The sequence below is a fragment of the Nocardioides panaciterrulae genome, assembly GCF_013409645.1.
Lineage (GTDB): Bacteria > Actinomycetota > Actinomycetes > Propionibacteriales > Nocardioidaceae > Nocardioides > Nocardioides panaciterrulae.
Genome location: NZ_JACCBG010000001.1, coordinates 2499680 through 2525263 on the forward strand (window position 1 = coordinate 2499680; position 25584 = coordinate 2525263).

Annotated in this window: 28 protein-coding genes; 15 read left to right on the plus strand and 13 right to left on the minus strand. The window is 74.6% G+C overall.

The window, feature by feature from the left end; translation table 11 throughout:
- The first annotated feature begins 56 nt into the window (after positions 1–56).
- The 3 genes from BJZ21_RS11830 to BJZ21_RS11840 are packed head-to-tail and all read left to right on the plus strand — an operon-like array spanning position 57 to position 2580.
- Positions 57–500, plus strand: a complete 444-nt coding sequence (locus tag BJZ21_RS11830; protein WP_218851463.1) for a MarR family transcriptional regulator — start codon at positions 57–59, stop codon at positions 498–500.
- Positions 497–1918: an MFS transporter gene (locus BJZ21_RS11835; protein WP_179663934.1), complete on the plus strand. Its 1422-nt coding sequence runs from the start codon at positions 497–499 to the stop codon at positions 1916–1918. The genes BJZ21_RS11830 and BJZ21_RS11835 overlap by 4 nt, the downstream gene beginning before the upstream one ends.
- A 38-nt stretch (positions 1919–1956) precedes the next feature.
- Positions 1957–2580, plus strand: coding sequence for an isochorismatase family protein (locus BJZ21_RS11840; protein ID WP_179663935.1), 624 nt, complete (start codon positions 1957–1959; stop codon positions 2578–2580).
- Positions 2581–2602: 22 nt separating this feature from the next.
- On the opposite strand, the gene BJZ21_RS11845 is transcribed toward BJZ21_RS11840, so the two are convergent.
- The 4 genes from BJZ21_RS11845 to BJZ21_RS11860 all read right to left on the minus strand — a co-directional run bounded on the left by BJZ21_RS11845 (position 2603) and on the right by BJZ21_RS11860 (position 5801).
- Entirely contained in the window at positions 2603–3340 is a 738-nt protein-coding gene (locus BJZ21_RS11845) for a hypothetical protein (protein WP_179663936.1), read from the minus strand.
- A gap of 66 nt (positions 3341–3406) precedes the next feature.
- Positions 3407–4855, minus strand: a complete 1449-nt coding sequence (locus BJZ21_RS11850; protein WP_179663937.1) for an RNB domain-containing ribonuclease — start codon at positions 4853–4855, stop codon at positions 3407–3409.
- A gap of 101 nt (positions 4856–4956) precedes the next feature.
- A complete protein-coding gene (locus BJZ21_RS11855; protein WP_218851464.1) occupies positions 4957–5379 on the minus strand; it encodes a cupin domain-containing protein in 423 nt (140 codons plus the stop codon).
- Positions 5376–5801 carry an ester cyclase gene (locus BJZ21_RS11860; protein ID WP_218851466.1) on the minus strand — a complete coding sequence of 142 codons (426 nt, stop codon included), beginning with the start codon at positions 5799–5801 and terminating at the stop codon, positions 5376–5378. The genes BJZ21_RS11855 and BJZ21_RS11860 overlap by 4 nt, the downstream gene beginning before the upstream one ends.
- 224 nt (positions 5802–6025) lie before the next feature.
- Here BJZ21_RS11860 and BJZ21_RS11865 point away from each other — a divergent pair, with 224 nt between their 5' ends.
- The 3 genes from BJZ21_RS11865 to BJZ21_RS11875 all read left to right on the plus strand — a co-directional run bounded on the left by BJZ21_RS11865 (position 6026) and on the right by BJZ21_RS11875 (position 9424).
- Positions 6026–7468 (plus strand): HNH endonuclease signature motif containing protein, encoded by a 1443-nt coding sequence (locus BJZ21_RS11865; protein ID WP_179663939.1) that lies wholly within the window; start codon positions 6026–6028, stop codon positions 7466–7468.
- 53 nt (positions 7469–7521) lie between these two features.
- Positions 7522–8307 (plus strand): peroxide stress protein YaaA, encoded by a 786-nt coding sequence (gene yaaA / locus BJZ21_RS11870; RefSeq protein WP_179663940.1) that lies wholly within the window; start codon positions 7522–7524, stop codon positions 8305–8307.
- A 259-nt stretch (positions 8308–8566) separates the two neighbouring features.
- Complete coding sequence (locus tag BJZ21_RS11875; protein WP_179663941.1) at positions 8567–9424, plus strand: NADase-type glycan-binding domain-containing protein; 858 nt, start codon at positions 8567–8569, stop codon at positions 9422–9424.
- 74 nt (positions 9425–9498) lie between these two features.
- On the opposite strand, the gene BJZ21_RS11880 is transcribed toward BJZ21_RS11875, so the two are convergent.
- The gene (locus tag BJZ21_RS11880; protein WP_179663942.1) at positions 9499–10494 is read right to left on the minus strand and encodes a GntG family PLP-dependent aldolase; all 996 of its coding nucleotides are present in this window, start codon (positions 10492–10494) and stop codon (positions 9499–9501) included.
- Positions 10495–10539: 45 nt separating this feature from the next.
- Here BJZ21_RS11880 and BJZ21_RS11885 point away from each other — a divergent pair, with 45 nt between their 5' ends.
- Positions 10540–10857: a hypothetical protein gene (locus tag BJZ21_RS11885; RefSeq protein WP_179663943.1), complete on the plus strand. Its 318-nt coding sequence runs from the start codon at positions 10540–10542 to the stop codon at positions 10855–10857.
- Between the two features lie 13 nt (positions 10858–10870).
- On the opposite strand, the gene BJZ21_RS11890 is transcribed toward BJZ21_RS11885, so the two are convergent.
- Positions 10871–12208: a class II 3-deoxy-7-phosphoheptulonate synthase gene (locus tag BJZ21_RS11890; protein ID WP_179663944.1), complete on the minus strand. Its 1338-nt coding sequence runs from the start codon at positions 12206–12208 to the stop codon at positions 10871–10873.
- 159 nt (positions 12209–12367) lie between these two features.
- On the opposite strand from BJZ21_RS11890, the gene BJZ21_RS11895 reads away from it, so the two are divergent.
- From BJZ21_RS11895 to BJZ21_RS11905, 3 genes are read left to right on the plus strand one after another with little or no spacing between them, the layout of a single operon-like run.
- Complete coding sequence (locus tag BJZ21_RS11895; protein ID WP_179663945.1) at positions 12368–12589, plus strand: hypothetical protein; 222 nt, start codon at positions 12368–12370, stop codon at positions 12587–12589.
- A gap of 45 nt (positions 12590–12634) precedes the next feature.
- Positions 12635–13861 (plus strand): sensor histidine kinase, encoded by a 1227-nt coding sequence (locus tag BJZ21_RS11900; RefSeq protein WP_179663946.1) that lies wholly within the window; start codon positions 12635–12637, stop codon positions 13859–13861.
- Entirely contained in the window at positions 13854–14525 is a 672-nt protein-coding gene (locus BJZ21_RS11905) for a response regulator (RefSeq protein WP_179663947.1), read from the plus strand. The genes BJZ21_RS11900 and BJZ21_RS11905 overlap by 8 nt, the downstream gene beginning before the upstream one ends.
- Before the next feature lie 41 nt (positions 14526–14566).
- Here the strand turns inward: BJZ21_RS11905 and BJZ21_RS11910 are convergent, their stop codons facing one another.
- Positions 14567–15595, minus strand: coding sequence for a 6-phosphofructokinase (locus BJZ21_RS11910; RefSeq protein WP_179663948.1), 1029 nt, complete (start codon positions 15593–15595; stop codon positions 14567–14569).
- A 111-nt stretch (positions 15596–15706) separates the two neighbouring features.
- On the opposite strand from BJZ21_RS11910, the gene BJZ21_RS11915 reads away from it, so the two are divergent.
- Entirely contained in the window at positions 15707–16546 is an 840-nt protein-coding gene (locus BJZ21_RS11915; RefSeq protein WP_179663949.1) for a DUF1028 domain-containing protein, read from the plus strand.
- Entirely contained in the window at positions 16543–17745 is a 1203-nt protein-coding gene (locus BJZ21_RS11920) for an FGGY family carbohydrate kinase (protein WP_179663950.1), read from the plus strand. The genes BJZ21_RS11915 and BJZ21_RS11920 overlap by 4 nt, the downstream gene beginning before the upstream one ends.
- On the opposite strand, the gene BJZ21_RS11925 is transcribed toward BJZ21_RS11920, so the two are convergent.
- The 5 genes from BJZ21_RS11925 to BJZ21_RS11945 all read right to left on the minus strand — a co-directional run bounded on the left by BJZ21_RS11925 (position 17742) and on the right by BJZ21_RS11945 (position 21866).
- On the minus strand, positions 17742–18641 hold the full coding sequence (locus tag BJZ21_RS11925) for a hypothetical protein (RefSeq protein WP_343052108.1): 900 nt from the start codon (positions 18639–18641) through the stop codon (positions 17742–17744). The two genes, BJZ21_RS11920 and BJZ21_RS11925, sit on opposite strands and share 4 nt — an antisense overlap.
- 33 nt (positions 18642–18674) lie before the next feature.
- Positions 18675–19340 (minus strand): response regulator, encoded by a 666-nt coding sequence (locus BJZ21_RS11930; protein ID WP_179665668.1) that lies wholly within the window; start codon positions 19338–19340, stop codon positions 18675–18677.
- Positions 19341–19430: 90 nt separating this feature from the next.
- Positions 19431–19940: a flavin reductase gene (locus BJZ21_RS11935; RefSeq protein WP_179663951.1), complete on the minus strand. Its 510-nt coding sequence runs from the start codon at positions 19938–19940 to the stop codon at positions 19431–19433.
- 25 nt (positions 19941–19965) lie between these two features.
- Positions 19966–21120 carry a MacS family sensor histidine kinase gene (macS, locus tag BJZ21_RS11940; protein ID WP_179665669.1) on the minus strand — a complete coding sequence of 385 codons (1155 nt, stop codon included), beginning with the start codon at positions 21118–21120 and terminating at the stop codon, positions 19966–19968.
- Positions 21117–21866 carry a 1-acyl-sn-glycerol-3-phosphate acyltransferase gene (locus BJZ21_RS11945; protein ID WP_179663952.1) on the minus strand — a complete coding sequence of 250 codons (750 nt, stop codon included), beginning with the start codon at positions 21864–21866 and terminating at the stop codon, positions 21117–21119. Before BJZ21_RS11945 ends, macS begins: the two co-directional genes overlap by 4 nt.
- Before the next feature lie 131 nt (positions 21867–21997).
- Between BJZ21_RS11945 and BJZ21_RS11950 the strand changes: the two genes are divergently transcribed.
- The 3 genes from BJZ21_RS11950 to BJZ21_RS11960 all read left to right on the plus strand — a co-directional run bounded on the left by BJZ21_RS11950 (position 21998) and on the right by BJZ21_RS11960 (position 24643).
- Positions 21998–22768: an alpha/beta hydrolase gene (locus BJZ21_RS11950; protein ID WP_179663953.1), complete on the plus strand. Its 771-nt coding sequence runs from the start codon at positions 21998–22000 to the stop codon at positions 22766–22768.
- Between the two features lie 85 nt (positions 22769–22853).
- Complete coding sequence (locus BJZ21_RS11955; RefSeq protein ID WP_179663954.1) at positions 22854–23237, plus strand: hypothetical protein; 384 nt, start codon at positions 22854–22856, stop codon at positions 23235–23237.
- A gap of 161 nt (positions 23238–23398) precedes the next feature.
- Positions 23399–24643, plus strand: coding sequence for an ornithine cyclodeaminase, nickel-pincer nucleotide-dependent (locus BJZ21_RS11960; protein WP_179663955.1), 1245 nt, complete (start codon positions 23399–23401; stop codon positions 24641–24643).
- Here BJZ21_RS11960 and BJZ21_RS11965 read toward each other — a convergent pair.
- Entirely contained in the window at positions 24576–25580 is a 1005-nt protein-coding gene (locus BJZ21_RS11965) for an ROK family protein (protein WP_179663956.1), read from the minus strand. The two genes, BJZ21_RS11960 and BJZ21_RS11965, sit on opposite strands and share 68 nt — an antisense overlap.
- Between the last annotated feature and the right edge of the window lie 4 nt (positions 25581–25584).

Sequence of the window (25584 nt, forward strand, 5' to 3'; positions counted from 1 at the left end):
TCCAGAAGCACAGTCTGAACTGGACAGTTCAGGCTGTGCTTCCTACGGTGGGGATCGTGACCGACACCCCCGTCTCCCCCACCTCCGCGCGCGCCGCCCGCGACGTGCGCGTGGTGGTCGGCCGGTTGCGGCGCCGGCTCGTCGAGCTCTACGACAACCGCGAGCTCACCCCTTCCCAGACCTCGCTGCTCAGCCGGCTGGGCAAGGACGGCCCCGCGACCGCCAGCGAGCTGGCCGCCGCCGAGCGGGTGCGTCCCCAGTCGGCCTCGGCGACCCTGGCGGTGCTGGAGGAGCGCGGCCTGGTGCGCCGCGACCGGGACCCGGGCGACGGTCGGCGTCACCTGGTCTCCCTCACCGCGGCCGGTGAGGAGATGTTCCAGGGGGGTCGCCGGGTCGGGCAGGAGTGGCTCGGCCGGGCCTTCGAGGACCGGTTCACCGACGCGGAGCGGCGTACCGTCATCGACGCGATGGCGCTGCTCGAGCGGCTGACCACCTCGTGACCTCCCCCACCGGTGACAACGCCGCCGGGACCGTGTCCGGTCCGGCGTTCGACCGGCGGCTGACCACCCCGCTGGTGCTCGGCTCGATCCTCAACCCGGTCAACAGCTCGATGATCGCGGTCTCGCTGATCCCGATCGGCCTGGCCTTCGGCGCGCCGCCCTCCGAGACCGTGTGGCTGGTCTCCGGGCTCTACCTGGCCACCGCGGTCGGCCAACCGGTGGTGGGTCGCCTGGTCGACACCTTCGGCCCCCGCCGCCTCTACCTGGCGGCCACCACCCTCGTCGGCCTCGCCGGCCTGCTGGGCGCGCTCGCCCCGTCCCTCGGCGTGCTGGTCGGCGCCCGGGTGCTGCTGGGCCTGGGCACCTGCGCCGGCTACCCGGCCGCGATGTCGCTGCTGCGCAGCGAGGCCCGGCGGACCGGCCAGCACAGCCCGGGCGGGGTGCTGACGGTGCTCTCCATCGCCAACCAGACCACCGGCGTCATCGGCCCCTCGGTCGGCGGCCTGCTGGTCGGTCTCGCGGGCTGGCGGGCGATCTTCGCGGTCAACGTGCCGCTCTCGATCGCGTGCCTGGTCCTCGGCTCGCTGCGTCTCCCCCGCGAGATGCCGCCCCCGGCCGCCGACGCAGATACGGACGCAGGTACGGCGGAGGGGCTCGACGTCCCCGGGATGGCGCTGTTCGCGGCCATGCTGACCACGCTGCTGCTCTTCGTGATGGCCCCCTCGGGCGCCCGGTGGTTCCTGCCGGTGCTCGCGACGGCCTGCGCGGTCGGCCTGGTCGTGCGCGAGCTGCGGGTGCCGGACCCGTTCCTGGACCTCAGGGTGCTGGTCGGCAACGCCCCGCTGCTGCGGACCTACGCCCGCCAGACGCTGTGCTACACCGCCACCTACGCGTTCATGTACGGCTACACGCAGTGGCTCGAGGACAGCCGTGGCTACAGTGCCTCGCAGGCCGGCGCGGTGCTGCTGCCGACGTTCGGCACCGCCGTGGTGGTCTCGCTGCTCACCGGCCGCCACCCCGAGCTGCGCGGCAAGCTGGTGGCCGGCTCGCTGGCCCTCACCGCGACCTGCCTGCTGCTGCTGGTGGCCGACGCCGCCAGCCCGCTGGGGCTGCTCGTCGTCGTGGGCGTGCTCTGCGGCGTCACCCAGGGCCTGGTCGGGCTCGCCAACCAGAACGCTCTCTACCTGCAGGCGGATCCGTCCCGGATGGGTTCCTCGGCCGGCCTGCTGCGCACCTTCATGTACCTCGGCGCCATCGCCGCCTCGGCCGCCGTGGCGGCCGCCTTCCCGCGCCGGGCCTCCAGCGCCGGCCTGCACCACCTGACCGTGGTGATGCTGGCGTGCTCGGTGCTGCTGCTCCTCGCCAGCCTCGTCGACCGTTCCCTGGGCCGCGCCCGCGTTGCCGCGGCCCAGGCCTGATCCCCCCGGCTCCCTGCCGACCGACCCCAGGAGGACCCATGCCGCTGACCACCCTCGACCCCAACACCGCCCTGGTCGTCGTCGACCTGCAGCACGGCGTGCTCGGCATGAGCACCCAGCCCTACGACACCCGCGAGGTGCTGGCCCGCTCCGTCGAGCTCGCCGAGGCGTTCCGCGCCCGGGGCCTGCCCGTGGTGCTGGTCCGGGTCAGCTTCGCCCCGGACGGCGCCGACGCCCCGCCCGGCCGCACCGACGCCGGCCCGGCCGCCGCCCGCCCCGCGGGCTGGGACGTGCTCGCCGAGGAGATCGCCGGTCGGCCCGGCGAGCACCCCGACGACATCGTGGTGACCAAGCGCAACTGGGGCGCCTTCCACGGCACCGACCTCGACGTGCACCTGCGACGTCGCGGCGTCACCCAGGTCGTGGTGACCGGCATCGCGACCGCGATGGGCGTGGAGTCGACCGCCCGGGCCGCCCATGAGCACGGCTACCACGTGACGCTGCCGGTCGACGCGATGGCGGACGGCGACCCCGAGCGCCACCGCAACAGCGTGGAGCGGGTCTTCCCGCGCCTGGCCGAGACCGGCACCACCGCCGACGTCCTGGCCCTGCTCGCCCAGCGGGACACGCGCGGCACGGGCGGCACGGGCGGCGCCGCCTGACCTCGGCTCCGCGGCCCGCGGATCAGGGGCGGTGCACCGACACCAGCTCGAACCGCTCGCTGCCGCCCGAGAGGTCCCGCTCCCAGATCGTGCCGAGGTGCGGGGCGTAGAGCTTCTCCGAGACCACGCCCTTCTCCAGCCGGCTCCACTCCAGGGAGCGGACCACGTGGTGCACCCGGCCGTAGGCGATGTGCGCGGAGAAGCCGCGCTGCACCACCCAGGCCTGGTCCTCGGCGTTCCCACGGTCGAGCTCCTGGCGGTAGGCGTCGGTGGGCCGCGGCCGCGCCGGCATGATCATCCCGGGCACCGCTCCCCCGACCCCCGCCTGCCAGGACCCCTCGCGGCTGGCCACGTGCCCGTGCCGGTCGTAGGTCGCGGTCCGCTCCCCGAAGTACCAGACGTTGCCGTCGTCGTCGGCGGCGTACCAGTCCGAGGTCTTCTCCGCGAGGCTGCCGTCGGCGCGCCGGAGCACGTCGCGCAGCACCCGGGTCCGCACGCCCTCGATCGGCTTCGTGCGGTGGGTGACGCTCAACCGCTCCCGGTAGTGCGCGCCCTCGTCGGTGCCCCGGTAGCGGAACACGGTGCCGGGGGTGAGCGGGAAGTAGGCGTTGGGCTCCGGATGCCGGAACCGGCCCGGGTCGACGGCGTGGCCGTGGTGCGCCCGGTCCGCGACGTCCGCGGAACTGGTGACGACGGCTGCGGTCCCCACGCCACCGACTGCCAGTACGACGGTCGCCACGACTGCGACGGGAATCCTCATGGTCGGTCCTCTCTCGTCGGAGGACTCGATTCTGCGCCCGCCCAGCGTCGGCGGGCCAGCGCCGCGTCAGGCCAGCCGGAACTCCACCTGACCGGCCGTGACGTCGGCGCGGACCAGCTCGACGACGACGTCCTTGCCCAGCGGCAGATCGCCCGTCGCGGTGACCGGCGCTTCGACGGCCGGGTCCTGCACGGTGACGACCCCGCGGGTGGGCTGCTCCTCGTCGAGGTCGACCACCACGCCCGAGAACCGCTCCCCCACCCGGTCCTTCAGCACCCCGGCCTCGACCAGGTCGAGGATCGCGGACTCATAGCGGTGGGCCCGCTGGGCGGCCCCCTGCAGCACTCCGGGGAGGCTGGGCAGCTGGTCGAGGACCCAGGCGGGCACCGCGGTGCCGGCGCACAGGGCGACGCAGATCTCGCCGGCGTACCGATCCCCGAGGCGGCGCAGCGGCGCGGTCACGTGGGCATACTCCGAGGCCAGCGCCGCGTGCTGCGGCTCGGCCGGCACCGCCCCGTCGAAGCCGACGTACCCGCTGCCGCGCAGCAGCCGGGTGCAGGCGTTGACCATCGCGGCGTGGTTGGGCCGGCGGGGGTCCAGCGAGCGGATGAAGTCGGGGTAGAGCTGCTCGGCCGGCCAGTCCACGTGCAGCGCGCGGGCCGTGCGGTGCAACCGCCGCACGTCACGCGGGTCCGGCGGCGGCAGGGTCCGCAGCAGCCCGACCCGCGCGTAGACCATCAGCGAGGCCGCACCGAACCCGGTCAGCAGGGAGAGCTGGGCGTTCCACTCCTCGACCGGCAGCAGCGAGCGGTACTCGAGCTCCCACACGTCGTCGGAGACGTCGACCTGCTGGTCCGGCAGCGGCAGCGAGACCCCGCCGCGGGCGGCCTCGCGCTGGAGCCGCAGCGGGCCGAGCTCGGCGAGCAGCCGCAGCGACTCCGCCGCCGAGCCGTCGTCGATCGCCCGCTGGGCGGTCTCGTAGTCGAGGCGGGCCGTGGACCGGACCCGGGCCCGTTCGACGCTCACGTCGGTGCCCTCGGCGGTGGCGTCGACACGGATCGTCCACAGCAGCGCGGGTCGGATCTGGTCGGGCAGCAGCGAGGCGGCGTCCTCCGACAGCACCGGCGGGTGCAGCGGCACCGTCGAGTCCGCGCCGTACAGCGTCTCCCCGCGCCGGTGGGCCTCGACGTCGACCGGGTCGCCCGGCGTGACGAAGGCGGCCACGTCGGCGATCGCGTAGTGCACCACGAACCCGTCGCCGTCGCGCTCGAGGTGCAGCGCCTGGTCGAGGTCCATCGAGCCCGGCGGGTCGATCGTGACGAACGGGATCTCGGTGCGGTCGAGGTCCGGCATCCGTGGATCGGCGGCCGCCTTCGCCGCGGCCTCCTCGACCTCGACCGGGAAGCCCGGCGTCACCTCCAGCTCGGCCTGGATGCGGGCGATCCCCGCGCGCAGCGACGCCGCGGCCACGCCCTCCTCGGCCCTGCGGACTCGCACCACTCGGTTGTCGGGCATGTCCGGAACCCTAACGATCTCCACGCCGCCCGTCAGGGCCGATCTCATCCGGCGTGCGCCCGGGTGTCCGGCGGCGACGTCCTGCCGCCCCCTCGCCGCCGTCAGGACGAGGCCGCCGGTGGCCCGTCGACGTTGATGGTGACCGGGCCGGTCCCGGAGCGGCTGATGATCTCCCGCGACCGGGTCGGCCCCGCGTTGACCTCCCGGTGCACCAGGCCCTTGGGGATGTGGACGAAGTCGCCGGGCCCGGCCTCGCGGGCCTCGAGGCCGCCGGGTCCGAACTCGATGCGGACGGTGCCCTCCACGACGTAGACGGAGGTGTCGTGGTCGCCGTGGTGGTGCCAGCCGGACGCCACCCCGGGTTCGGTGCGCACCAGCCCGGACCAGAGGCCCTCGACGGCGATCGCCTGCTCGCGGGTCTTGCCCGGGGTCGGGTCAGCCAGGCGGCGGTCCGCGGGGTGGACGCAGGTGACCTCCCCCGGGTCGTCGGCCCGGGAGGGACGGCCGCCGCTCCGGTCGCTCACTCGCCCCAGCCGAGCTCCCGGAGCGCCCAGCCGGCGTTCCAGATCTTCGTCAGGTGGCTGATCCTGCCGTCGTCGAGCTCCATCACGTAGACGTAGTCGGTGCGGGTGCTCCGGCCGGTCGGCGGCACCGGACCACCGTCACCGGTGTGGCTGCCCGTGAACACCGCGTAGACGCAGACGTTGTTCCGCTCGGGGTCGAAGGCGAAGGACCTGACGCTGTAGCTCGCGTCCGGCAGCGGCGTGAACATGTCCTTCATCCACTCGGTGTACTCCGCGAGGGTCGTCATCTCGGCGAGCGGCTCGGCCTGGGCCGCGAAGGTCGCGTCCGGTCGGCAGAAGGCACTGCACTCCGACCAGCCGCGGCCGGTCTCGCAGGCGTCGAAGAAGGCCCGGGCGGTCGTGGCGACGGATTCGGTGGTCACGGACATGTCGTGTCCTCCCATCTCTGTGGCTCCCTTGCCGACCCGACGCTTCCGCAGCTCGGGGCCCGCGGGCAGAGGCCGAGGTCCCGTCAGGACGTCCGAGCGGCGCGCCGGGCACGGATCCGCGGGTGCACGCCGATTTCTTCACTTTCGATCCGGGGTCTCCTGTGCAACAAGGGCCGTACGACGGGGGTGGTGTCGGCGGTCGGTGCTGGGATGGCTCCATGCTGATCACCGATGCCTGGGGCGAACCCGTCGAGCTCGATGAGCTCGACGCCGCCGGCCTGCTGTCGGTGCTCGAGGGCGACCGGCTCCGTGGCCGCGGCGTGGAGCGCGACAAGCTCCGGGTGGCCGCCCAGTGGTGCGTGCTGCACCCCGCGACCGCGGACGCCGGCGTCGCCTGCTGGGACCCCTCCGGGCTGCCCGGCGTGCTCACCGAGGACGAGTCCCTCGGCGGCGAGGGCACTCCGGCGGTCGCGGGGTTCGCCGCCGAGCCGCTCGGCGCCGCCCTGGGCGTCTCCACCCACGCGGCGAAGAAGCTGATCGCGGACGCCCTCGACCTGCAGCACCGGCTGCCGCAGATCTGGAAGCGGGTCGAGGTGCTGGCCGTGGAGCCGTGGAAGGCCCGGAAGGTCGCCGAGCTCAGCCACCCCCTCAGCAGGGCTGCTGCCGCGGACGTGGACGCGGCGCTCGCCCCGGTGCTCGCCTCCTGCTCCTTCGCCGCGATCGAGCGCGCGGTCGCCCATGCCGTCGCCACTCACCATCCCGAGCTGGTCGCGGCCGGGACCGCCCTGGCCAAGGACACCTGGGACGTCACCCTGGGCCACCCCCGGCCCGACCGGTTCACCGGCACCAGCTGGCTGACCGCGACCGGCGACAGCCTGGACCTGACCGCGTTCTACGACCGGATCACCCAGATCGCCGCCGAGCTCGCGGAGGCCGGCGACGAGGACCCACTGGGTGCCCGCAGGGCCAAGGCGCTCGGCGTGCTCGCCCGCCAGGGCGTGGACGGCGCCGAGGCCGACCTGCTCTCGTTGATCGGCACCGAGCCCTCGGTGGCCGAGGGAGCGTTGATCGGCACCGAGCCCTCGGTGGCCGAGGGAGCCGGGACGGCCGAGGCGGCCGACACCACCCCGAGGAGACGGCGCGGCCTCCGGGGGCCGAGGACCCACCTCTACCTGCACGCCTCGCTGTGCGACGTGCTCGGGCTCCACCCCGGCCAGCAGCTGAGCTGCGGCGACGTGGAGAGGCTCGGCGACGTCGTGCTCGACCGGATCCGCGCCTGGGTCGGCGACTCCGAGTCGACCATCACCCCGGTCCTCGACCTGGACCGGGAGTGGGCCGTGGACGGCCACGACGCCCCGGAGGCGATGCGCGAGCAGGTCATCCTGCGCGACGGGCACTGCGTCTTCCCCTGGTGCCAGGCCGAGGCGAGGGCCTGCGACCTCGACCACATCCGCAGCTACGTCCCCATGGACGAGGGCGGGCCGCCGGGTCAGACCAACCCCGACAACCTCGCGCCCCTCTGTCGAAGACACCACCGCTGCAAGACCTCGGGTCGCTGGCGATACCGACGGCTGCCGGACGGCACCTTCGAGTGGTCCGGCCCACACCGCCGCAGCTACCTGGTCGCCCCGTTCGGCACCATCGAGCTCCACCCCAACTGAGCACTCCGCCATGCCAGGACCGCCCGGTGGCCGCCGACTCCTAGGCTGTCCCGGTGCTGATCCTGCTCCCGCCCAGTGAGGGCAAGACCGCTCCCGCACGTGGCAAGCCGTTGGACCTCGAGGCGCTGGCGTTCCCCGAACTGACGCCGGCCCGGACGAGGGTGCTCGACGCGCTCGTCGCCGCCTGCGCCACCGACCCGGAGCGGACCGCCGGCGCGCTCGGGCTCGGGACCACCCAGCTCGACCTGGTGGCCCGCAACGCGGCGCTGGCGTCGGCGCCGACGGCGCGCGCGGACCAGGTCTACTCCGGGGTGCTCTACGACGCGCTCGGGTTCGCGTCCCTCTCCCCGGCGGCCCGACGCCGGGCGAGCTCGCGGGTCGCGATCACCTCCTCGCTGTTCGGGCTGGTGCGCCCCGGCGACCGGATCCCGGCGTACCGGCTCTCCGGCGACACCACGCTCCCCGGCCTCGGCCCGGTCGCGGCGATCTGGCGGGAGGCGCTGGGCGAGGCGGTGGACGGGGTCCTGGGCACCGGGCGCGGGCTGCTGGTGGACCTGCGCTCGAGCACGTACGCCGGGTTCTGGCGACCCCCCGCGGACCTGGCGCCCCAGGTGGCGACGGTGCGGGTGCTGCACGAGGTGGACGGCGTCCGCAAGGTCGTCAGCCACTTCAACAAGGCCACCAAGGGGCGGCTGGTGCGCGCGCTGCTCGAGCACGGTGGCACCCCGCGCACCCCCGGTCGCCTGGCCGACCTGGTGCGCGAACTCGGCTGGAAGGTGGAGCTGGGTGACCCCGGCCCCACGGGCACCCGGCTGGACGTGGTGGTCGACCAGGTGTGAACCGGTTCCCCTACGCTGGCCTGCGGACCGGGGGGAAGGTGAAGGCGACCGAGGAGGCCGGATGACCACGTGCGAGCGCTGCGGTGCGGAGTCGACGGGAGGCCGGTTCTGCACCAGTTGCGGCCACCCGCAGACGACCGGACCCGGGGTCGCCGAGACGTCCCCCGCTGAGGACTGGCGGACCAGCACGGCCGAGCGTCCCGCCGTCGCCACGGACACGCAGCCCGTTCCCCCCGCACCCGCCACGCCGCCCTCCCCGATGGCACCGCCAGCGGCTTCGGCCCGGCGTCCCTCCTCGCCGCCGCCCCCGGCGCCGCCGGCAGCCGCCGGCCAGGGACCACGGTTCCCCCTCTTCGCCGACGAGGCCTCCGCGACGGCCACCCGAGAGGTGCCCACGGTCGCGCCGGCCTCCCCGAGGCCGCCCAGCCACCTCGCGCCCACGCCCACCGAGCCGGGGAGGTCCCGGCGGCTGCTCTGGGGCGTGGCCGCCGTGGTGGTGGTGCTGCTCGCGGTCTTCGGCTACTGGCTGGCGACCGGGCCGTTGGGCTCGGCTCCCACGGGCGGTGCCACCGCGACGGGCGCGCCCGGCAGCGCCGGTGCGGACCCCGGCGCCGGCTCCGCAGACGCGACCGACGTGGCCCGTGGCGCCACCGTCGAGGTGCCCGCCACCGCGCCTCCGAATCAGGACACCGACGGCAACATGGTCCGCTACGAGGGCCGCAACATGCTCGACGGCGTGCCCACGACCTGCTGGCGGATGGCCGGCGACGGCACCGGGCGGACGATCACCTTCAAGCTGGCCCAGCCGACCCGGCTCACGTCGGTCGGGCTGATCAACGGCTACGCCAAGTCGGCGACGGACGGAGCCGGCCACGAGCTCGACTGGTACCACGGCGACCGCCGGGTGCTGAGCGTCGAGTGGAGCTTCGACGACGGCAGCAAGCTCACCCAGGACCTCGGCGACACCCGGGACATGCAGACCGTCGACCTCGACCACCCGGTCACGACCAGCACCGTGCAGCTGCACCTGGTGAAGGTCTCCGCGCCCGGGCACGGCCCGGCCGCCCGCGACTACACGCCGATCAGCGACGTCACGCTGCTCGGCACCCCCGGCTGAGCGGCCGGATCCCCCGAGCGGTCCCCCGCGCCGAGCGTGTCAGCCGAGCCGAGCGGTCCACCGAGCCGAGCGCGTCAGCCGAGCCGGGCGAGCACCGCGGCGGCCTTCTCCGCGTCGTCGCGGCTGACGTCGAGGTGGGTGACCAGGCGGACCGTGGTCGGACCGACGGCGGAGACCAGGACGCCCTCCTCGCGGGCGCGCGCCACGAACGCGGGGGCGTCGGGCCGCGGCGCCACGACGATGTTGGTGTCCACCGACGCCGGGTCGACGCCGCACGCCTCCGCCAGCAGCCGGGCGTGCGCGTGGTCCTCCGCGAGCCGCTCGACGTGGTGGTCGAGCGCGTGCAGGCCGGCCGCGGCCAGTACGCCGACCTGGCGCATGCCGCCGCCCATCCGCTTGCGCCAGACCCGGGACTCCGCGATCGCGTCCGCGCTGCCGACCACGAGCGAGCCGACCGGGGCGCCGAGGCCCTTGGAGAGGCAGACGGCCATCACGTCGGCGACGGCGCCGTACTCCGCGAGCGGGACGCCGGTGGCGACGTGGGCGTTCCAGATCCGGGCGCCGTCCATGTGCACGGCCACCCCGAGACCGGTGGCGAGCTCGCGGAGGTCGCGCAGGTCCGACAGCGCCAGCACGGCGCCGCCGGCGAAGTTGTGGGTGTTCTCCACCGAGATCGCCGCGGTCCGCACGAAGAACGGCCCCATGTCGGGGGCGTGCATCGAGCGGATCATGTCCAGGTCGACCTGGCCGCGCGGGTGCACCCAGGTGCGCATGGTCAGCCCGGTGTAGGCGCCGTGCGCGCCGAGCTCGGCGCGCGCGATGTGGGCGCTCGCCTCGCACAGCACCTCCTGGCCCACCCCCACCAGCGTGCGCACGGCCAGCACGTTGGCCATCGACCCGGTCGGGGTGAACAGCGCGGCCTCGTGACCGAGCAGCCCCGCGACCTTCTCCTCGAGCCGGGCGACGGTCGGGTCCTCGCCGTACACGTCGTCCCCGACCTCGGCACGCGCCATCGCCTGGCGCATCTCGTCGGTCGGGCGGGTCAGGGTGTCGCTGCGCAGGTCGATCACGGGACCTTGACTATCACGACGCCCCGGCGGCGTTAGCATCGAGTCATGCGCAGGATGCGCCGGGGCACGATCGCCGCGGGGCTGGTGGGGGCGTTGCTCAGCGCGGCGCCCGGTGCCCTGCCGGCGGCGCACGCGTCGTCGCACCAGCGGCCCGCCCGCCCGGCGCCGCAGCTCGAACCCGCCCGGCCGGTGCCGCCTCCTGCGCCCCTCCCGGAGCCGCCCCAACCCGTCCCGATGCCGCAGATGGTGCCGCCCACGCCCCCGCCGGTGCCGATGCCGCACGTGCTGCCGATCTCGCCCCGGCTCGACGAGCTGCGGCCGCGGATCGCGCTGCGGCCGCCGGTCGAGCTGGGCCCGCGCTAGGCGGACAGAACAGCTAGGCCTTGCGGAGCATCTCGGCGACGAGGAACGCCAGCTCCAGCGACTGCACGCGGTTCAGGCGCGGGTCGCAGACCGACTCGTAGCGGTGGGCCAGGTCGAGGTCGGTCAGGTCCTCGCCGCCGCCGACGCACTCGGTCACGTCGTCGCCGGTGAGCTCCACGTGGATCCCGCCCGGCCAGGTGCCGAGCGCGCGGTGCACGTCGAAGAAGCCCTGCACCTCCTCGATCACGTCGTCGAACCGGCGGGTCTTGTAGCCCGAGCTGGCCTCGAAGGTGTTGCCGTGCATCGGGTCGCACACCCACGCGACCTGCACGCCGGCGGCCTGCACCTTCTCGACCAGGTGCGGCAGGCCGTCACGGATCTTCCCGGCCCCGAAGCGGGTGATGAACGTCAGTCGGCCGGGCTCGTTCTCCGGGTTCAGCTTCGCCGCCAGCGCCAGCGCGTCGTCGGGGGTGGTGGTGGGCCCGAGCTTCACCCCGATGGGGTTGCGGATGTGGCTGAGCAGCTCGACGTGGGCGTTGTCGAGCTGGCGGGTCCGCTCCCCGATCCACATGAAGTGCCCGGAGACGTCGTACGGCTGCTCGGTGCGCGAGTCGATGCGGGTCATCGCGTGCTCGTACTCCAGCACCAGCGCCTCGTGGCTGGAGTGGAAGTCGACGCGGTGGAACTCGTCGGGGTCGGCGCCGATGGCCTGCATGAAGGTCAGGGCGCGCTCGATCTCGTTGGCCATCGCCTCGTACTGCTGGCCCACCGGGGAGGAGCGCACGAAGTCGGTGTTCCAGGTGTGCACCTGGCGCAGGTCGGCGTACCCGCCGGTGACGAACGCGCGGACCAGGTTCAGCGTCGCCGCGGAGGCGTTGTAGACGTCGACCAGGCGCTGCGGGTCCGGCACCCGGGACTCCGCGGTGAAGTCGAAGCCGTTGACGGCGTCGCCGCGGTACGCCGGGAGCGTCACCCCGTCGCGGGTCTCGAGGTCCGAGGAGCGCGGCTTGGCGTACTGGCCGGCCAGGCGGCCCACCTTCACGACCGGGACCGAGGCGGCGTAGGTCAGCACGACCGCCATCTGCAGCAGCACCCGCAGCTTGTTGCGCACGTTGTCGGCCGTCACGCCCGCGAGCGTCTCGGCGCAGTCGCCGCCCTGGAGCAGGAACGCCTCGCCGCGGGTGACCGCGGCGATCTTCTCCTTCAGCTCGTCGCACTCACCGGCGAAGACCAGCGGCGGCATCGTGCGCAGCCGGGCGACGGCAGCGTCGACCGCACCCGCGTCGGGGTAGGTCGGCTGCTGGGCCGGGCCGAGGGCGTGCAGGGCCTCGAGGTCGGGGATGGCGCTCACCCGTTAAGGGTACGCGCGGGCAGCCGGCCGCTCAGAACCGTCGGTCCCCCACGAGACGGGACCGGGTCGGGACCGGCTGTCCCATGCGCCCGGGACAGCCCTGCGGCCACGCTGGACGCCTCCGGCGCGGTGCCGGATCCTGATCCCAGGAGGACCGTCATGCTCAAGACCCACCCGTTCCGCGTCCTGTCCGTCGTCGCCGTCGTGGCCGTCGGCCTGCTCTTCCTGTCCGCGCCGGGCGCCCACGCCACCAGCGGCGCGTGGTACTACATCAGCGCCTTCGGCTGGTTCGGCTTCCTGATCATGGCGCTGGTCTTCGCGGTGCTCGCCGTCGCGGCGGCCGTGATGGCGCTCGGCCGGAACCGCAGCAGCCGGGCCTGAGCCGAACCGCCCCGCGCGGCCCGCGCAGGTGGCAGGCTGACGTCCATGCTGGACCTGGCCGCCGGGTCGGTGCGCCGCCTCCTCGAGGTGTCGCTCCACCGGGTCGTCTACACGCTGCTGTTCGCGATCATCGCCGTCGCCGCGGCGACGCTGGTGGTGCCCCCGCTGCGGCAGTACTCCGGCACCCACGAGCAGATCATCGGCGAGGCCGTGCTCCTCGTCCTGGTCATCGAGCTGGTCGGTGGCCGGCTGCACCGGTTCGTGGACTGGCTGCTCTACGGCCAGCGGGACGACCCGGCGGCGGCCACCGCCCGGCTCTCGCGGTCCCTCGAGGACGTCGACGACGACCACGCGCTGGAGTCCCTGGTGGCGGCGCTGGCCGGGACCCTGCGCCTGACCCACGTCGCCGCGGTGCTGCACACCGGCACCGGGGAGCACACGGTGGTGGCCGTCGGGGACCCCTCATCAGCGGTGGAGTCGTTCCCGGTGCGGCACGCCGGCACCCCGCTCGGCGAGCTCCGCGCCGCGCGCCGGGCGCAGGCCTTCGACCATCGGGACCGTCGGCTGCTGCGCGCGGCCGCCGGCCAGATCGGGCTGGTGCTGCACGCGGCCTCACTGACAGCCGAGCTGCGCACGGCGCGCGAGGCCCTGGTGCGCTCGGTGGAGGAGGAACGGCGCCGGCTGCGGCGCGACATCCACGACGGGGTCGGCCCCACCCTGGCGGGCATCGCCCTCGGCGTGGAGTCGGCCGGCCGCGCGGTCGAACAGGACCCCGTCCGGGCCACCGCCCTGCTCGCGGACGTCCGCGCCGACGTCACCGCGCTGGTCGCCGACGTCCGCCGGGTCGTCGACGGGCTCCGGCCCCCGATGCTCGACGAGGTCGGGCTGGTCGGATCGCTCGAGCAGCTGGCCCGCTCCTTCGACGCCCGCGCCGGCTGCCGGACCCGCGTGACCGCCGGTGAGCTGCCGCCGCTGTCGGCCGCGGTCGAGGTGGCCGCCTGGCACATCGGCGCCGAGGCGATGACCAACGTCGCCCGGCACGCGGGCGCCACCTCCACGCGGGTCGACGTCGCCGTGCACGGGGACGTCCTGCAGCTCGAGATCGCCGACGACGGACGCGGCGGGGCCGGCCCGCGCCCCGAGGGCACCGGCCTGGACTCGATGCGCCAGCGGGCCGAGGCGGTCGGCGGCACCCTCGACGTACGAAGCGAGGCGTGCGGCACCACCGTCACCGCACGGCTGCCGGTGTCGGCGGAGGTCTCCCGTGCCTGACCACCCCGGGCCGCTGCGGGTGCTCGCGGTGGACGACCACCCGGTCTACCTGCGCGGCCTGGTCGCGACGCTCGAGGACGCCGAGGGCGTGGAGCTGTGCGGCACCGCTCCCACCGCCGCCGCCGCCGTCGAGGCGGTGACGCGGGCGCAGCCCGACGTGGTGCTGCTCGACCTCAACCTGCCCGACGGCAACGGGGTCGAGGTCACCCGCACGCTGCGCGGCAGCGGCTGGGCCGGGGCGATCGTGATCCTCACGATGTACGAGGACGAGGTGGCGCTGCGGGCCGCGCTCGAGGCCGGCGCCCGCGGCTACCTGGTCAAGGGCGCCGACCAGGAGGAGATCGTCGGGGCGGTGCGGGCGGCCGCGCACGGCGGCCTGGTGGTCGGCCCGCAGCTCGCCGATCAGCTCGCCGGCATGCTGACCGGTCCCGCGACGGTCCCGCGGGTCGGCGGGCTCAGCGAGCGGGAGACCGAGATCCTCGGCCTGATCGCCCGCGGCCGCACCAACCCCCAGATCGCCCGCGACCTCGTGGTCAGCGACAAGACCGTACGCAACCACATCACGAACATCTTCGCCAAGCTCGGGGTCAGCGACCGTGAGCAGGCCCGGGTCCGGGCCCTGGAGCTGGGGCTGCGCGAGCAGCTGGACCCACACTGGCCCTGAGCCGCAGCCACGCACCCGGCCCGGACCCGCCCGGGGAGGACCTAGCCGAAGAAGACCTCCGCCTCGGCGTACTCCTCGGGGCTGACGACCTTCAGCTCGCCGGTGCCCTCGATCAGCGGAACCCGGATGATCTTCGTGCCGCGCAGCGCGACCATCGTGCCGAACTCCCCGTCGGCCACGGCGTCGATCGCCTGCAGCCCGAACCGGGTGGCCAGCCACCGGTCGAACGCCGTGGGCGTGCCGCCGCGCTGCACGTGGCCGAGGACGACCGCGCGGGCCTCCTTGCCGGTGCGCTTCTCGATCTCGCCGGCCAGCCGGTCGCCGATGCCGCCGAGGCGGACGTGGCCGAACTCGTCCTTCTGCCCCGACTGCAGGGTCATGTCGCCGCCCTCGGCGGGCATCGCGCCCTCGGAGACCACGATGATCGGGGCGTACTCGCTGCGGAAGCGGGTCTCGACGAGCTCGCAGACCGCGTTGATGTCGAAGGGCTGCTCGGGGATCAGCACGGCGCTGGCGCCGCCGGCGATGCCCGAGTGCAGCGCGATCCAGCCGGCGTGCCGGCCCATCACCTCGACCACGAGCACCCGGTGGTGGGACTCGGCGGTGGTGTGCAGCCGGTCGATCGCCTCGGTGGCGATGTTGACGGCGGTGTCGAAGCCGAACGTGAAGTCGGTGCCGGACAGGTCGTTGTCGATCGTCTTCGGCACCCCGACCACGTTCACGCCCAGGTCGGCGAGCTTGGTCGCCACGCCGAGGGTGTCCTCGCCGCCGATGGCCACCAGCGCCCCGACGCCGTCGCGGGCGAGGTTGTCCTTGATCCGCTGCACGCCGTCGTCGATCTTGAACGGGTTGGTGCGCGAGGACCCCAGGATCGTGCCGCCGCGCGGCAGGATCCCGCGGCACTGCTCGACGCCGAGCTCCATCGTCACGCCCTCGAGCGGCCCCCGCCACCCGTCGCGGTAGCCGAGGAACTCGAAGCCGTGCTGGCGCACCCCCTTGCGCACCACCGCCCGGATCACGGCGTTCAGTCCGGGGCAGTCCCCGCCTCCGGTGAGCACTCCGACACGCATGACAACTCCTGGGTTGGATCGTTCACAACGGCAGTCGACGACTCTAGTGGTCCCGGTCACGCGCGGGCCAGTGGTCTCACGCAGCGACCGGCCCCCCACTAGGGTCGCGCCATGACGTTCTCGATCGTGGCCCGCTCCGCCGACGGAGAGTCCTGGGGCGTGGCCGTCGCCTCCAAGTTCCTGGCCGTGGGGTCCGCGGTGCCCGCCGCGGTCGCCGGCGTCGGCGCCATCGCCACGCAGGCCGACGCCAACGTGGCCTTCAAGGGCCTGGCCCTGGCCCACCTCGACGACGGCGCCACCGCCGACGTCGCGCTGCAGCGGCTCCTCGAGGAGGACACAGGGCGCGAGCACCGGCAGGTCGGCATCGTCGACATGGACGGCAACGCCGCCTCGCACACCGGGCACGAGTGCCTGGACTGGGCCGGCAGCATCACCGGCGACGGCTTCGCGATCCAGGGCAACATCCTCACCGGCGAGGACGTGGTGCTCGCGATGGAGCGCGCCTGGCACGAGTCCGGCGCCGACACGCCGCTGGCCCGCCGGCTCCTCGCGGCCCTCGCCGCCGGCGACGCGGCCGGCGGCGACCGGCGCGGGCGGCAGTCGGCAGCCCTGCTGGTGGTCGAGGAGGGGGCCGGGTACGGCGGGCTCGACGACATCGCGGTCGACCTGCGCGTGGACGACGCCACCCCGTGCGGCGGCGACCCGGTGGCCGAGCTGGGCCGGCTGCTGGACCTCAACGACCTCTACCTGACCGCCTCCACCGAGGAGGAGAAGGTCCCGGTCACCCCAGAGCTGGAGCAGGAGTTCGAGGAGTTCGCCCACGCCGGTGGGCACCGCGACTTCCACGCCTGGGTCGGCACCGAGAACTACGAGATGCGGGTCGCGCCGGACCTCTCCTGGGTCGACCGGCAGATCCTGCAGATCGTGCGGGGTGGCGCGGCGGGCTCGTGAGCGTCCTGGCGATCGACGCCGGCACCACCGGCGTCACCGCGGTCGTGGTCGAGCGCGACGGCCGCGTCGTCGCCACCGGCCACCAGGAGCTGGCCCGCCACTCCCCCGCCTCCGGCTGGGTCGAGCACGCGCCGGAGCAGCTCTGGCAGGCCACGCTCGGCGCCGTCCGGGCGGTGCTCGGCCGGGTCGACCGCGCCACGCTCGAGGCGGTCGGCGTCACCGGCCGGCGCGGCACGATCCTGCTGTGGGACCGGGAGACCCTCGGGTCACCCCGGCCGGCGATCGGGTGGCAGGACCGTCGTACCGCCCAGGTCTGCGACCGCCTGCGCGCCGCGGGCCACGAGGACCGCCTCGCCGAGCTGACCGGCCTGGGGCTCGACCCGTCCTGCTCCGGCACCAAGCTCGCCTGGATCGCCGAGCACGAGCCGCACACCTGGGCGCTGGTGGAGTCCGGGCGGTACGCCGTCGGCACCGTCGACTCCTACCTGGTCACCCGGATGACCCGCGGCACCTACCACGTCACCGACGTGTCGAACGCCTGCCGGACCCTGCTGCTCGACCTGGGGTCCGGCGACTGGTCCGACGAGCTGTGCTCGCTGTTCGGGGTGCCCCGGGACGCGCTGCCGGACCTGGTGCCGAGCTGGGGCGAGGTCACCACGACCGACCGTCGCTCGTTCCTCGACCTGTCGCTGCCGATCGCGGGGCTCGCCGGCGATCAGCAGGCGGCGCTGTTCGGCCAGGCCTGCTTCGACGAGGGTGACGCCAGGTGCGGCTACGCCCCCGGGGCGGCCGTGCTCACCACCGTCGGCACCACCCTGCCGCGAGCCCGGGGCGGACTGCTGCCCACCGCCGGGTGGCGCTCCCCCGACGGCGAGCTGACCTACGCGCTCGAGGGTGCGCTCCCCGGCTGCGGGATGACCCCCGAGGCGATCGCGTCCGAGGTCCGCGACCTGCTAGCGGCCATCCCGCCGCCCACCGCGCTGCGGGTGGACGGCGCCGCGGCGGCCGACGACCTGCGCTGCCAGCTCCTGGCCGACCGGGTCGGCGTCCCGGTCGAGCGCCCGACCGTCCTCGAGACCGCCCCGCTCGGCGCCGCCTTCCTCGCCGGCCTCGGCGCCGGGGTGTGGTCCTCCACCGACCAGCTGCGCCACGCGTGGCGCCTGGACCGCCGCTTCGAACCGGCCGGGCGGGCCGACTAGCCCTCGACCCCCAGCCGGGCGACCGCCTCGGCGGCCGCGTCGCGGGTCCGACGGGCCTCGAGCACCAGCTCCTCGGCCTCGGCGCGGGCCTCCTCGGCGCCCTCGAGCTCCTCGTCGACCTCCTCGGCCTGCTCCTCCAGCTCGGCCAGCCGGCGGCGCAGCTCGTCGATCTCGCCCTGCACCTGCAGGTTGCGCGCCTCGAGGTCGTGGACCCGAGCGGTGGCGTCGTCGAGCGCCCCGCTCGCCCCCGCCAGCTCCTCCTCCGCCCCGGCCAGCTCCTCGCGCGCCGCGGCGAGGGCCTTGGCGTCGGCGTCGGGGTCGGGCACGACCCGCAGCTCGGGGCGGGGCGCCGGGGCCGCCTCCCGGCGGGTGGCGGTGAAGCCCAGTGCCTCCGGCGCGGCGACGGCCGACCCGAGGTCGACCTCGTCCACCCCGGTGGCGGCCAGCGCGGTGACCAGCAGGCCGCTGCGCACCGCCTCGCTGCACCCCTGGTCGAGGATCGCGGCGGTCAGCGTCGCCTCGACCTGGTCCGCGACGGCCTGGGTGAGCCGCTGGCCGCTCTCGGCCGCGACGGCGCGGGCCCGGGTAGTCACGGCCGCGGTGAGCTGGCGCCGCTGCCGGGTGAGCGCGCGCAGCTCGTCGCCGGCCAGGTTGGCCGCCGCGTCGCGCAGCGCCGAGCCCACCTCGAGCACCTGGCCGACCTGGTCGGCCTCCCGCCGCACCAGCAGGTTGACCGCCCAGGCCGCCACCGAGGGCTTGCGCAGCCGCTTGATCCGCGCCGACAGCTCGGGGTCGTCCTTCTTCAGCTCCTTGGCGCGGGCGTCGCGGGCGGGGGTGAAGTCGGCCATCGCGAGCCCGTACAGCTCGTCGGCCACCTCCAGCAGCGGGTCGGTCACGGTCGCCCCTCCGGGGCCGGCCGCCGGGGCGGGTCAGTCGGCATCGTCGATGCCCTGCTCGATCGCCCAGCGGGTCAGCTCGACCCGGTTGTGCAGCTGGAGCTTGCGCAGCGTGTTCTGCACGTGGTTCTGCACCGTCCGGTGCGACAGCACGAGCCGCTCGGCGATCTGCTTGTACGACGAGCCCTTGGCCACCATCCGCAGCACCTCGGTCTCGCGCTCGGTCAGCCGCGGCCGCCCCCCGTCCTGCCCCTCCTCGTCCTGGCCGGACACGGGCTCCGGCCCGCCGGCGGCCAGCCGGCGGAACTCCCCGAGCACCAGTCCGGCGAGCCCCGGGGTGAACACGGTGTCGCCGGCCGCGACCCGGCGTACGGCCTCGACCAGCTCCTCCCGCGACGCGGACTTCACCAGGTAGCCGGTCGCGCCCGCCTTCACCGCGGCGAGGACGTCGGCCTGCTCGCCCGAGGCCGAGAGCACGAGCACCCGCGCCGAGGGGTCCCCCCGGAGCAGCTCAGCGGTCACCTGGACGCCCGACGGCGGTGGGATCTGCAGGTCCAGGACGACGAGCGCCGGCCGGGTCGCCGCGGCGCGGGTCAGCGCCTGCTCACCGGTGCCGGCGACCGCGACCACGTCGTAGCCGGCGCTGGCCAGGTCGCGCTCGACGGCGTCGCGCCACAGCGGGTGGTCGTCGACGACCATCACCCGGATCCGTTCGGCCGCCTCGGCCACCGCTCCCCCTCCCACCGTCCCGCGTGCCGTCCCGCCTGCCGTCGTGCTTCCTCGGCCCGGCTATCGCTCGGCGCGAGCGTAGCGACCGCGGCGGTGCACCAGTGCCGCTTCGTCGGCACCGATCTCCACGTGCTCGACCGTGCAGCTGACCAGGGCCGACCAGCCCACCTCGGTCGTCGACTCGAGCACGACCCCGGCCCACGAGCCGTCCGTCACCAGGCGCGGCCCCCAGGCGGTGTCCTCGAACTCCGCCATCCGGAACGCCCCGCCCGGGGCCGGCGCGACCCCGGCGAACGCATCGGCGAGCCCGCGCTGCTCCCACGTCAGCAGCGACACCACGGCCCGCTCGCTGCGCTGGAGGGTCTCGGCGAGGTCGGAGTCGGGGTCGAGCAGAGCCAGCACCCGCGCGGGCTCGCCGGCGGCGACCATCAGGGAGGAGACGGTCAGGCCCGCCCGCCCCCGCGCGTCGGCCGCGGTCCACAGCGTCACGGCGCCACCGAGCCGGCCGCGGAACCGGCGTACCGGGTCGGGATCGGGGTCGAGGAACGGGTGCTCGCTGTGGATCGTCACGCAGCGAGGGTACGGCGGGCCGCGCTCACCCCTCGACCGGCACGACCAGCTCCCACTCGGTGCCCCACGGGCCGGTGCTGAGCGTCGCCGTGCCGCCGAGGTCGGCGACTCGGCCGCGGATCGACTCCGTCACGCCGAGCCGGCCCTCGCGCTCGGCCCGGTCGAGCCGGCCCGCGGGGATGCCCGGCCCCTCGTCGCGGACCGAGACCGTCACCTCACCGGGCAGCGCCTCGATCAGCACCCACGCGGGGGCGGCCGGTCCGACGTGGCGGGCCACGTTGTCCAGGCACGCCTCGACCACGGCGACCAGCTCGCGGGCCACCCGGACCGGCACGGGCACGGGCGAGCCGGGCACCGCGACGGTGACCCGGCGCGTGGACTCGAGCCGGGCCAGGTCCTCGGCGAGGTCGACCGGCCCGGCGACAGGATCGGCGCCCGGACCTGCGGCCGGCGAGGTGCCCAGGCTGTCCTGCCGGCGGATCAGCGCGCGCAGCGCCGCCTCCTGCTCACCGGCGAGCCGACCCAGCTCGGCGCCCTCGCCGCCCAGCTCGGCGCCGCGGCGCTGCACCAGCGCCAGCACCTGCAGCACGCCGTCGTGCACGGCCCGGGCCAGCCGTGCGCGCTCCGCGGCCGCGGCGGCGTTCCGCTCGGCCACGTCGCGCTGCTCGGCCATCTGCTGCACGGACGCCGACATCAGCCCGACGACCGGGCCGCCGACCAGCAGCAGGAAGACGTTGCCGTAGTTGGCCTGCGTGAAGTGGTCACGGACGGCCAGGTCGCACGCCGAGAGGACCACGCCCGCGACCAGCCCGCCGCTCCACCTCCAGTGGATCGCCCAGGCCAGCAGCGGCGCCATCACCCAGAAGCCCGGGACGGTGGCGTCCAGCTCGCCGCCCAGCACGACCGGCGAGACCAGCAGCAGCCCGGCCGCGACCAGCAGGTCGGCCACCAGCAGCGTCGGCGTCCGGCGCCCCGGGACGGCGTACCCCCAGGTGGCGAGGGCGGTCCAGGCCACGAGCAGCAGCAGGCAGCCCGCCAGCCCCCGTGGGTGCGCCGCGTCGTCGAGACGGCGGACGTCGAGGACCAGCGCGTTGGCCAGCACGACCGCGCGCAGCACCGCCAGGGCCCGGAGGAGCCGGTCCTCGACGGCGAGGGCGGCCGGCCCCGACGCTCGGGTCAGGACGCCTTCCTGTGTTCGTCGACGGGGTCGCCGGGGTCGCCGGGGCCCTCGGGGGGCTCCTTCTCGGCCCGCTTGGCCTCCTCCTTCGCCCGGCTGGCGTACACGTCGACGTACTCCTGCCCGGAGAGGCGCATGATCTCGTACATGATCTCGTCGGTGATCGACCGCAGGATGTAGCGGTCGTTCTCCATGCCCTCGTAGCGGGAGAAGTCCAGCGGCTTGCCGAACCGGACCAACGGCCGGGTGAACTGGCCGAACTTCTTGCCGGGCGGCGCGACCACGTCGGTGCCGACCACGGCGACCGGGATGACCGGGACCTTGGACTCCAGCGCCAGCCGGGCCACGCCGGTCTTGCCACGGTAGAGCCGGCCGTCGTGGGAGCGGGTGCCCTCGGGATAGATGCCGAAGAGGTTGCCCTCGGCGAGGATCCGCTTGGCGGCCGACAGCGCGCCCTCGGCGGCCGAGCCGCTGGTCCGGTCGATCGGGACCTGGCCGGAGCCGCCGAAGAACAGTCGCTGGAGCCAGCCCTTGACCCCCTTGCCGGTGAAGTACTCGGCCTTGGCCACGAACGTCACCCGGCGCGGCAGCCGCAGCGGCATGAACAGCCAGTCGGCGTACGAGAGGTGGTTGCTGGCCAGGATCGCCGGCCCCGTCGCGGGGACGTTCTCCTCGCCCTCGAGCTTGGGCCGGAAGACCAGCTTCAGCCAGGGGCCGAGCGCGATCCACTTCAGGAACCAGTAGAACACCGTGACCCTCCCCGATCCCTGCTGGCCGGGGTGCACCGGCCGACCCAGCTGCGACGAGCGAAGCCTAGTCCCTGGACCCGGTCTTCCCGACACGCCGGCGTCCGCGTCGCCGCTGCGGCACAATGCGCCGCATGAGCACCCCGCCCGCGGCCGCGCCGCTCTCGCTCCCGGCCCGGCCCGAGCTCACCGGTGACCGGCCGCTGGGCGTGCTGCTCCTGCACGGGTTCAGCGGCTCGCCGGCGTCGATGGCGCCGTGGGCGCGCTACCTCAACGAGCGCGGGTACGCGGTGGAGCTGCCGCTGCTCCCCGGCCACGCGACCCGGTGGCAGGACCTGAACACGGTCGCCTGGACCGACTGGTACGCCGAGGCCGAGGCCGCGCTCGACCGGCTGCACGCGACCACCGAGGCGGTCGTGGTCGGGGCGCTGTCGATGGGCGGCTCGATCGCCCTGCGGCTCGCCGAGCAGCGGGGGGCCGACGTGGCCGGCCTGGTGCTGGTGAACCCGTTCGTGTCCAGCACCCGCAAGGAGCTGGTCGCGCTGCCGGTGATGAAGCGGCTGGTGCCGGCCACCAAGGGCGTCGTCAACGACATCAAGAAGCCCGGGCAGGACGAGGTCGGCTACCCCCGGCTCCCCCTGCGCGGGCTGCACGAGGTCGTGAAGATGTGGCGGGTGCTGGTCCCGGAGCTGTCGAGGGTCACCCAGCCGCTGCTCTACTTCCGTTCGGCCGTTGACCACGTCATCGACCCCTCCAGCAGCGCCACCGTGCTCGACGCGGTCGGCTCGCGCGAGAAGGAGGAGCGGATCCTGACCGACAGCTACCACGTGGCCACCTTGGACAACGACGCGCCGAGGATCTTCGAGGAGAGCGCCGACTTCATCGCCCGGGTGACCGCGTCCTGACCCACGCGTCACGGTTCCTCACCCAGAAGGCTCATCTGGGGGACGGACACTGGTCCCGACCGCCGGGACCACCTACCCTCGACCCGTGCAGCGCGACAGCGAGGACGAGGTGTGGCGCACCATCGTCGAGAACTACGGCGACCGGGTCGAGCTGGCCCCCGAGGAGGTGGCGGCCGCCCCCGAGTGGGCAGCGACGGCCTCCACGCTCGATCCCCCGGCGCAGGACGACGAGCGGTTCGTCCCGCCCACCCCGCCTCCCCTGCCGCACACCACGCCGGACCGGTACGCCGCGTGGGCCGGCGTGCTCGGCGCGCCGGTGATGCTGGTGCTCGCGCTGCTGCTGCGCGTGACGCTGCCGACCTGGCTCGGCGCCGCCATGGTGATCGGGTTCGTCGGCGGCTTCGTCTACCTCGTCTTCCAGATGCCGCGGGGTCCGCGCGACCCCGGCGACGACGGCGCCCGCCTCTAACGGCCGCGGGCGGGCCACGCCCCAGGGCCCGCCGAGTCGGCGCTCGTTGACACCCAGAGCACGCCGAGTCGGCGCTCGTTGACACCCAGGGCACGCCGAGTCGGCGTTCGTTGACACCCGGACCCGTCAACATGCGCCGACTCGGCGTTAGGCTCGGGCCCGTGAGTGAGAGCGAGACCGTCGAGATCACCGGCCACCTGATGGACCAGGGCATCCTGTCGCGAGTCCTGGACGACATCCGCGAGTACGGCGGTGACTACACCATCGACCGCTTCGACGTCGGCCGCGAGACCGACGACGCGTCCCACGCGGTCATCACGGTGACCACCGAGGACGAGGAGGGCCTGCAGCGGCTGCTCATGCGCCTGCAGACCCGCGGCGTGAACATGGTCGACCCCGGCGAGGCCGAGGTGGCCGCCGCGACGATGGACGGGGTGTTCCCCGACGGGTTCTACTCCAGCACCAACCTCGACACCCGGGTCCGCATCGACGGCCGCTGGCTCAACGTCGGCAACCCCGAGATGGACTGCGGCCTCGTCCTCGAACGCAACGAGCACGGCGCGCCCCACCGGGTCTTCACGCTGCCCATGTCCGACGTCCGCGCCGGCATGCAGGTGGTCTGCGGCGCCTCGGGTGTCCAGGTCAGCATCCCCCGGCCGGCGAAGGCGGCCGGGACCTTCGGCTTCATGGAGTCCGAGGTCTCCTCGGAGAAGCCGCAGGCGGTGCTGGTGCGCCAGGTCGCCGAGGGCATGCGTGAGGCGAAGGCCGCCGGGAAGAGGGTCCTGTGGGTCGGCGGGCCCGGCGTCGTGCACACCGGCGCGGCGCCGGCGATGGTGGCGATGGTCAACGCGGGGTACGTCGACGTGCTGTTCGCCGGCAACGCGCTGGCCACCCACGACATCGAGGCCGCCCTCTACGGCACCAGCCTCGGCATCGACCTGGCGATGGGCAGCGGCGTCGAGCACGGCCACGAGCACCACATCCGCGCGTTGAACACCATCCGCAAGGAGGGGTCGATCGCGAAGGCGGTCGAGAACGGCGTCCTCACCGGCGGGATCATGCACGCGCTGGTGACCCACGACAAGGAGTTCGTGCTGGTCGGCTCGGTGCGTGACGACGGCCCGCTGCCCGACGTCTACACCGACGTGCTCGAGGGGCAGCGCGCCATGCGCAGCCACCTCACCGACGTCGGCTTCTGCCTGATGGTGGCGACCATGCTGCACTCGGTCGCGACCGGCAACATCCTGCCGGCCTCGATCCCGCTGGTGTGCGTGGACATCAACCCCGCCACCGTGACCAAGCTCGCCGACCGCGGCTCCTCGCAGGCCCGCGGCATCGTCACCGACGTGGGGCTGTTCCTCGAGCAGCTCGCAGTCGAGCTCGTGCCCGACTACCGCCGAGCCTGAAGGTCTGCCGGGCCAGGTCCGCGGCGCCGATGGCGCCCGCCTCCGGACCGAGCGCGGCCCGGACCACCGGCGGCACCGTGCGGTGCGCGGCGCCGACCAGCGACGCGCGCATCGCCACCCGCGCCGGCTCGAGCAGCAGGTCGCCGGCACCGGACAGCCCGCCCCCGACGACCACGATCTCCGGGTCGAACGCCGCGACCAGGTTCGCCAACCCGATGCCCAGCCACTCGCCGACCGACGCGAACGCCGCCAGGGCGACCGGGTCGCCGGCGGCGGCCGCCTCGGTCACCATCGGCCCGGTGATCCGCTCCGGGTCGCCGGCCGTGGCGTCCAGCAGGCTGGGCTCGCGACCGAGCCGGTCCCGGGTCAGGCGGACCAGGGCGTTGCCGCTGGAGTACTGCTCCCAGCAACCGTTGCCCCCGCACTCGCAGGGGCGGCCGTCGGGGACGACCTGCATGTGCCCGAACTCCCCCGCCATCCCGTTGTAGCCGCGGTGCACCGCGCCCTCGAGGACCAGCGCGCCGCCGATGCCGGTGCCCATCGTCACGACGAGCGCGTCCCCCGCGGCACCGACCGCGCCGTACGTCAGCTCCGCGCGGGCCGCGCAGTTGGCGTCGTTGTCGAGCACCACCGGCGCGCTCCAGCGCTCGGAGAGCCGGGCGCGCACGCCCTCGTCACGCCAGGGCAGGTGCGGGGCGAACCGCACCCGTTCGCCCTGCGCGTCGACGAACCCGGCGGCCGCGATCCCGATGGCGCGGACCCGGCGGCTGCCCGCGATCTCCTCGACCGCCTCGGTCAGCGCGTCCTCGACCAGCCGGGCCTCCACCCGCCGGCCCGGCGTGGTGCGCCGCGCCGTGCGCAGCACCCGCCCCGAGGACGAGACCGCGGTGGCCAGCACCTTGGTGCCGCCGATGTCGACGCCGATGAACAGAGCCACGCCC

Coding starts and splice junctions, on each gene's coding strand:
- BJZ21_RS11910 (WP_179663948.1), bottom strand. CDS start 15,595: ATGCGTGTCGGAGTGCTCACCGGAGGCGGGGACTGCCCCGGACTGAAC.
- BJZ21_RS11885 (WP_179663943.1), top strand. CDS start 10,540: ATGCGCAGGATGCGCCGGGGCACGATCGCCGCGGGGCTGGTGGGGGCG.
- BJZ21_RS11895 (WP_179663945.1), top strand. CDS start 12,368: ATGCTCAAGACCCACCCGTTCCGCGTCCTGTCCGTCGTCGCCGTCGTG.
- BJZ21_RS11950 (WP_179663953.1), top strand. CDS start 21,998: ATGAGCACCCCGCCCGCGGCCGCGCCGCTCTCGCTCCCGGCCCGGCCC.
- BJZ21_RS11875 (WP_179663941.1), top strand. CDS start 8,567: ATGGCACCGCCAGCGGCTTCGGCCCGGCGTCCCTCCTCGCCGCCGCCC.
- BJZ21_RS11850 (WP_179663937.1), bottom strand. CDS start 4,855: ATGCCCGACAACCGAGTGGTGCGAGTCCGCAGGGCCGAGGAGGGCGTG.
- BJZ21_RS11865 (WP_179663939.1), top strand. CDS start 6,026: ATGCTGATCACCGATGCCTGGGGCGAACCCGTCGAGCTCGATGAGCTC.
- BJZ21_RS11840 (WP_179663935.1), top strand. CDS start 1,957: ATGCCGCTGACCACCCTCGACCCCAACACCGCCCTGGTCGTCGTCGAC.
- BJZ21_RS11845 (WP_179663936.1), bottom strand. CDS start 3,340: ATGAGGATTCCCGTCGCAGTCGTGGCGACCGTCGTACTGGCAGTCGGT.
- BJZ21_RS11930 (WP_179665668.1), bottom strand. CDS start 19,340: ATGGTCGTCGACGACCACCCGCTGTGGCGCGACGCCGTCGAGCGCGAC.
- BJZ21_RS11915 (WP_179663949.1), top strand. CDS start 15,707: ATGACGTTCTCGATCGTGGCCCGCTCCGCCGACGGAGAGTCCTGGGGC.
- BJZ21_RS11900 (WP_179663946.1), top strand. CDS start 12,635: ATGCTGGACCTGGCCGCCGGGTCGGTGCGCCGCCTCCTCGAGGTGTCG.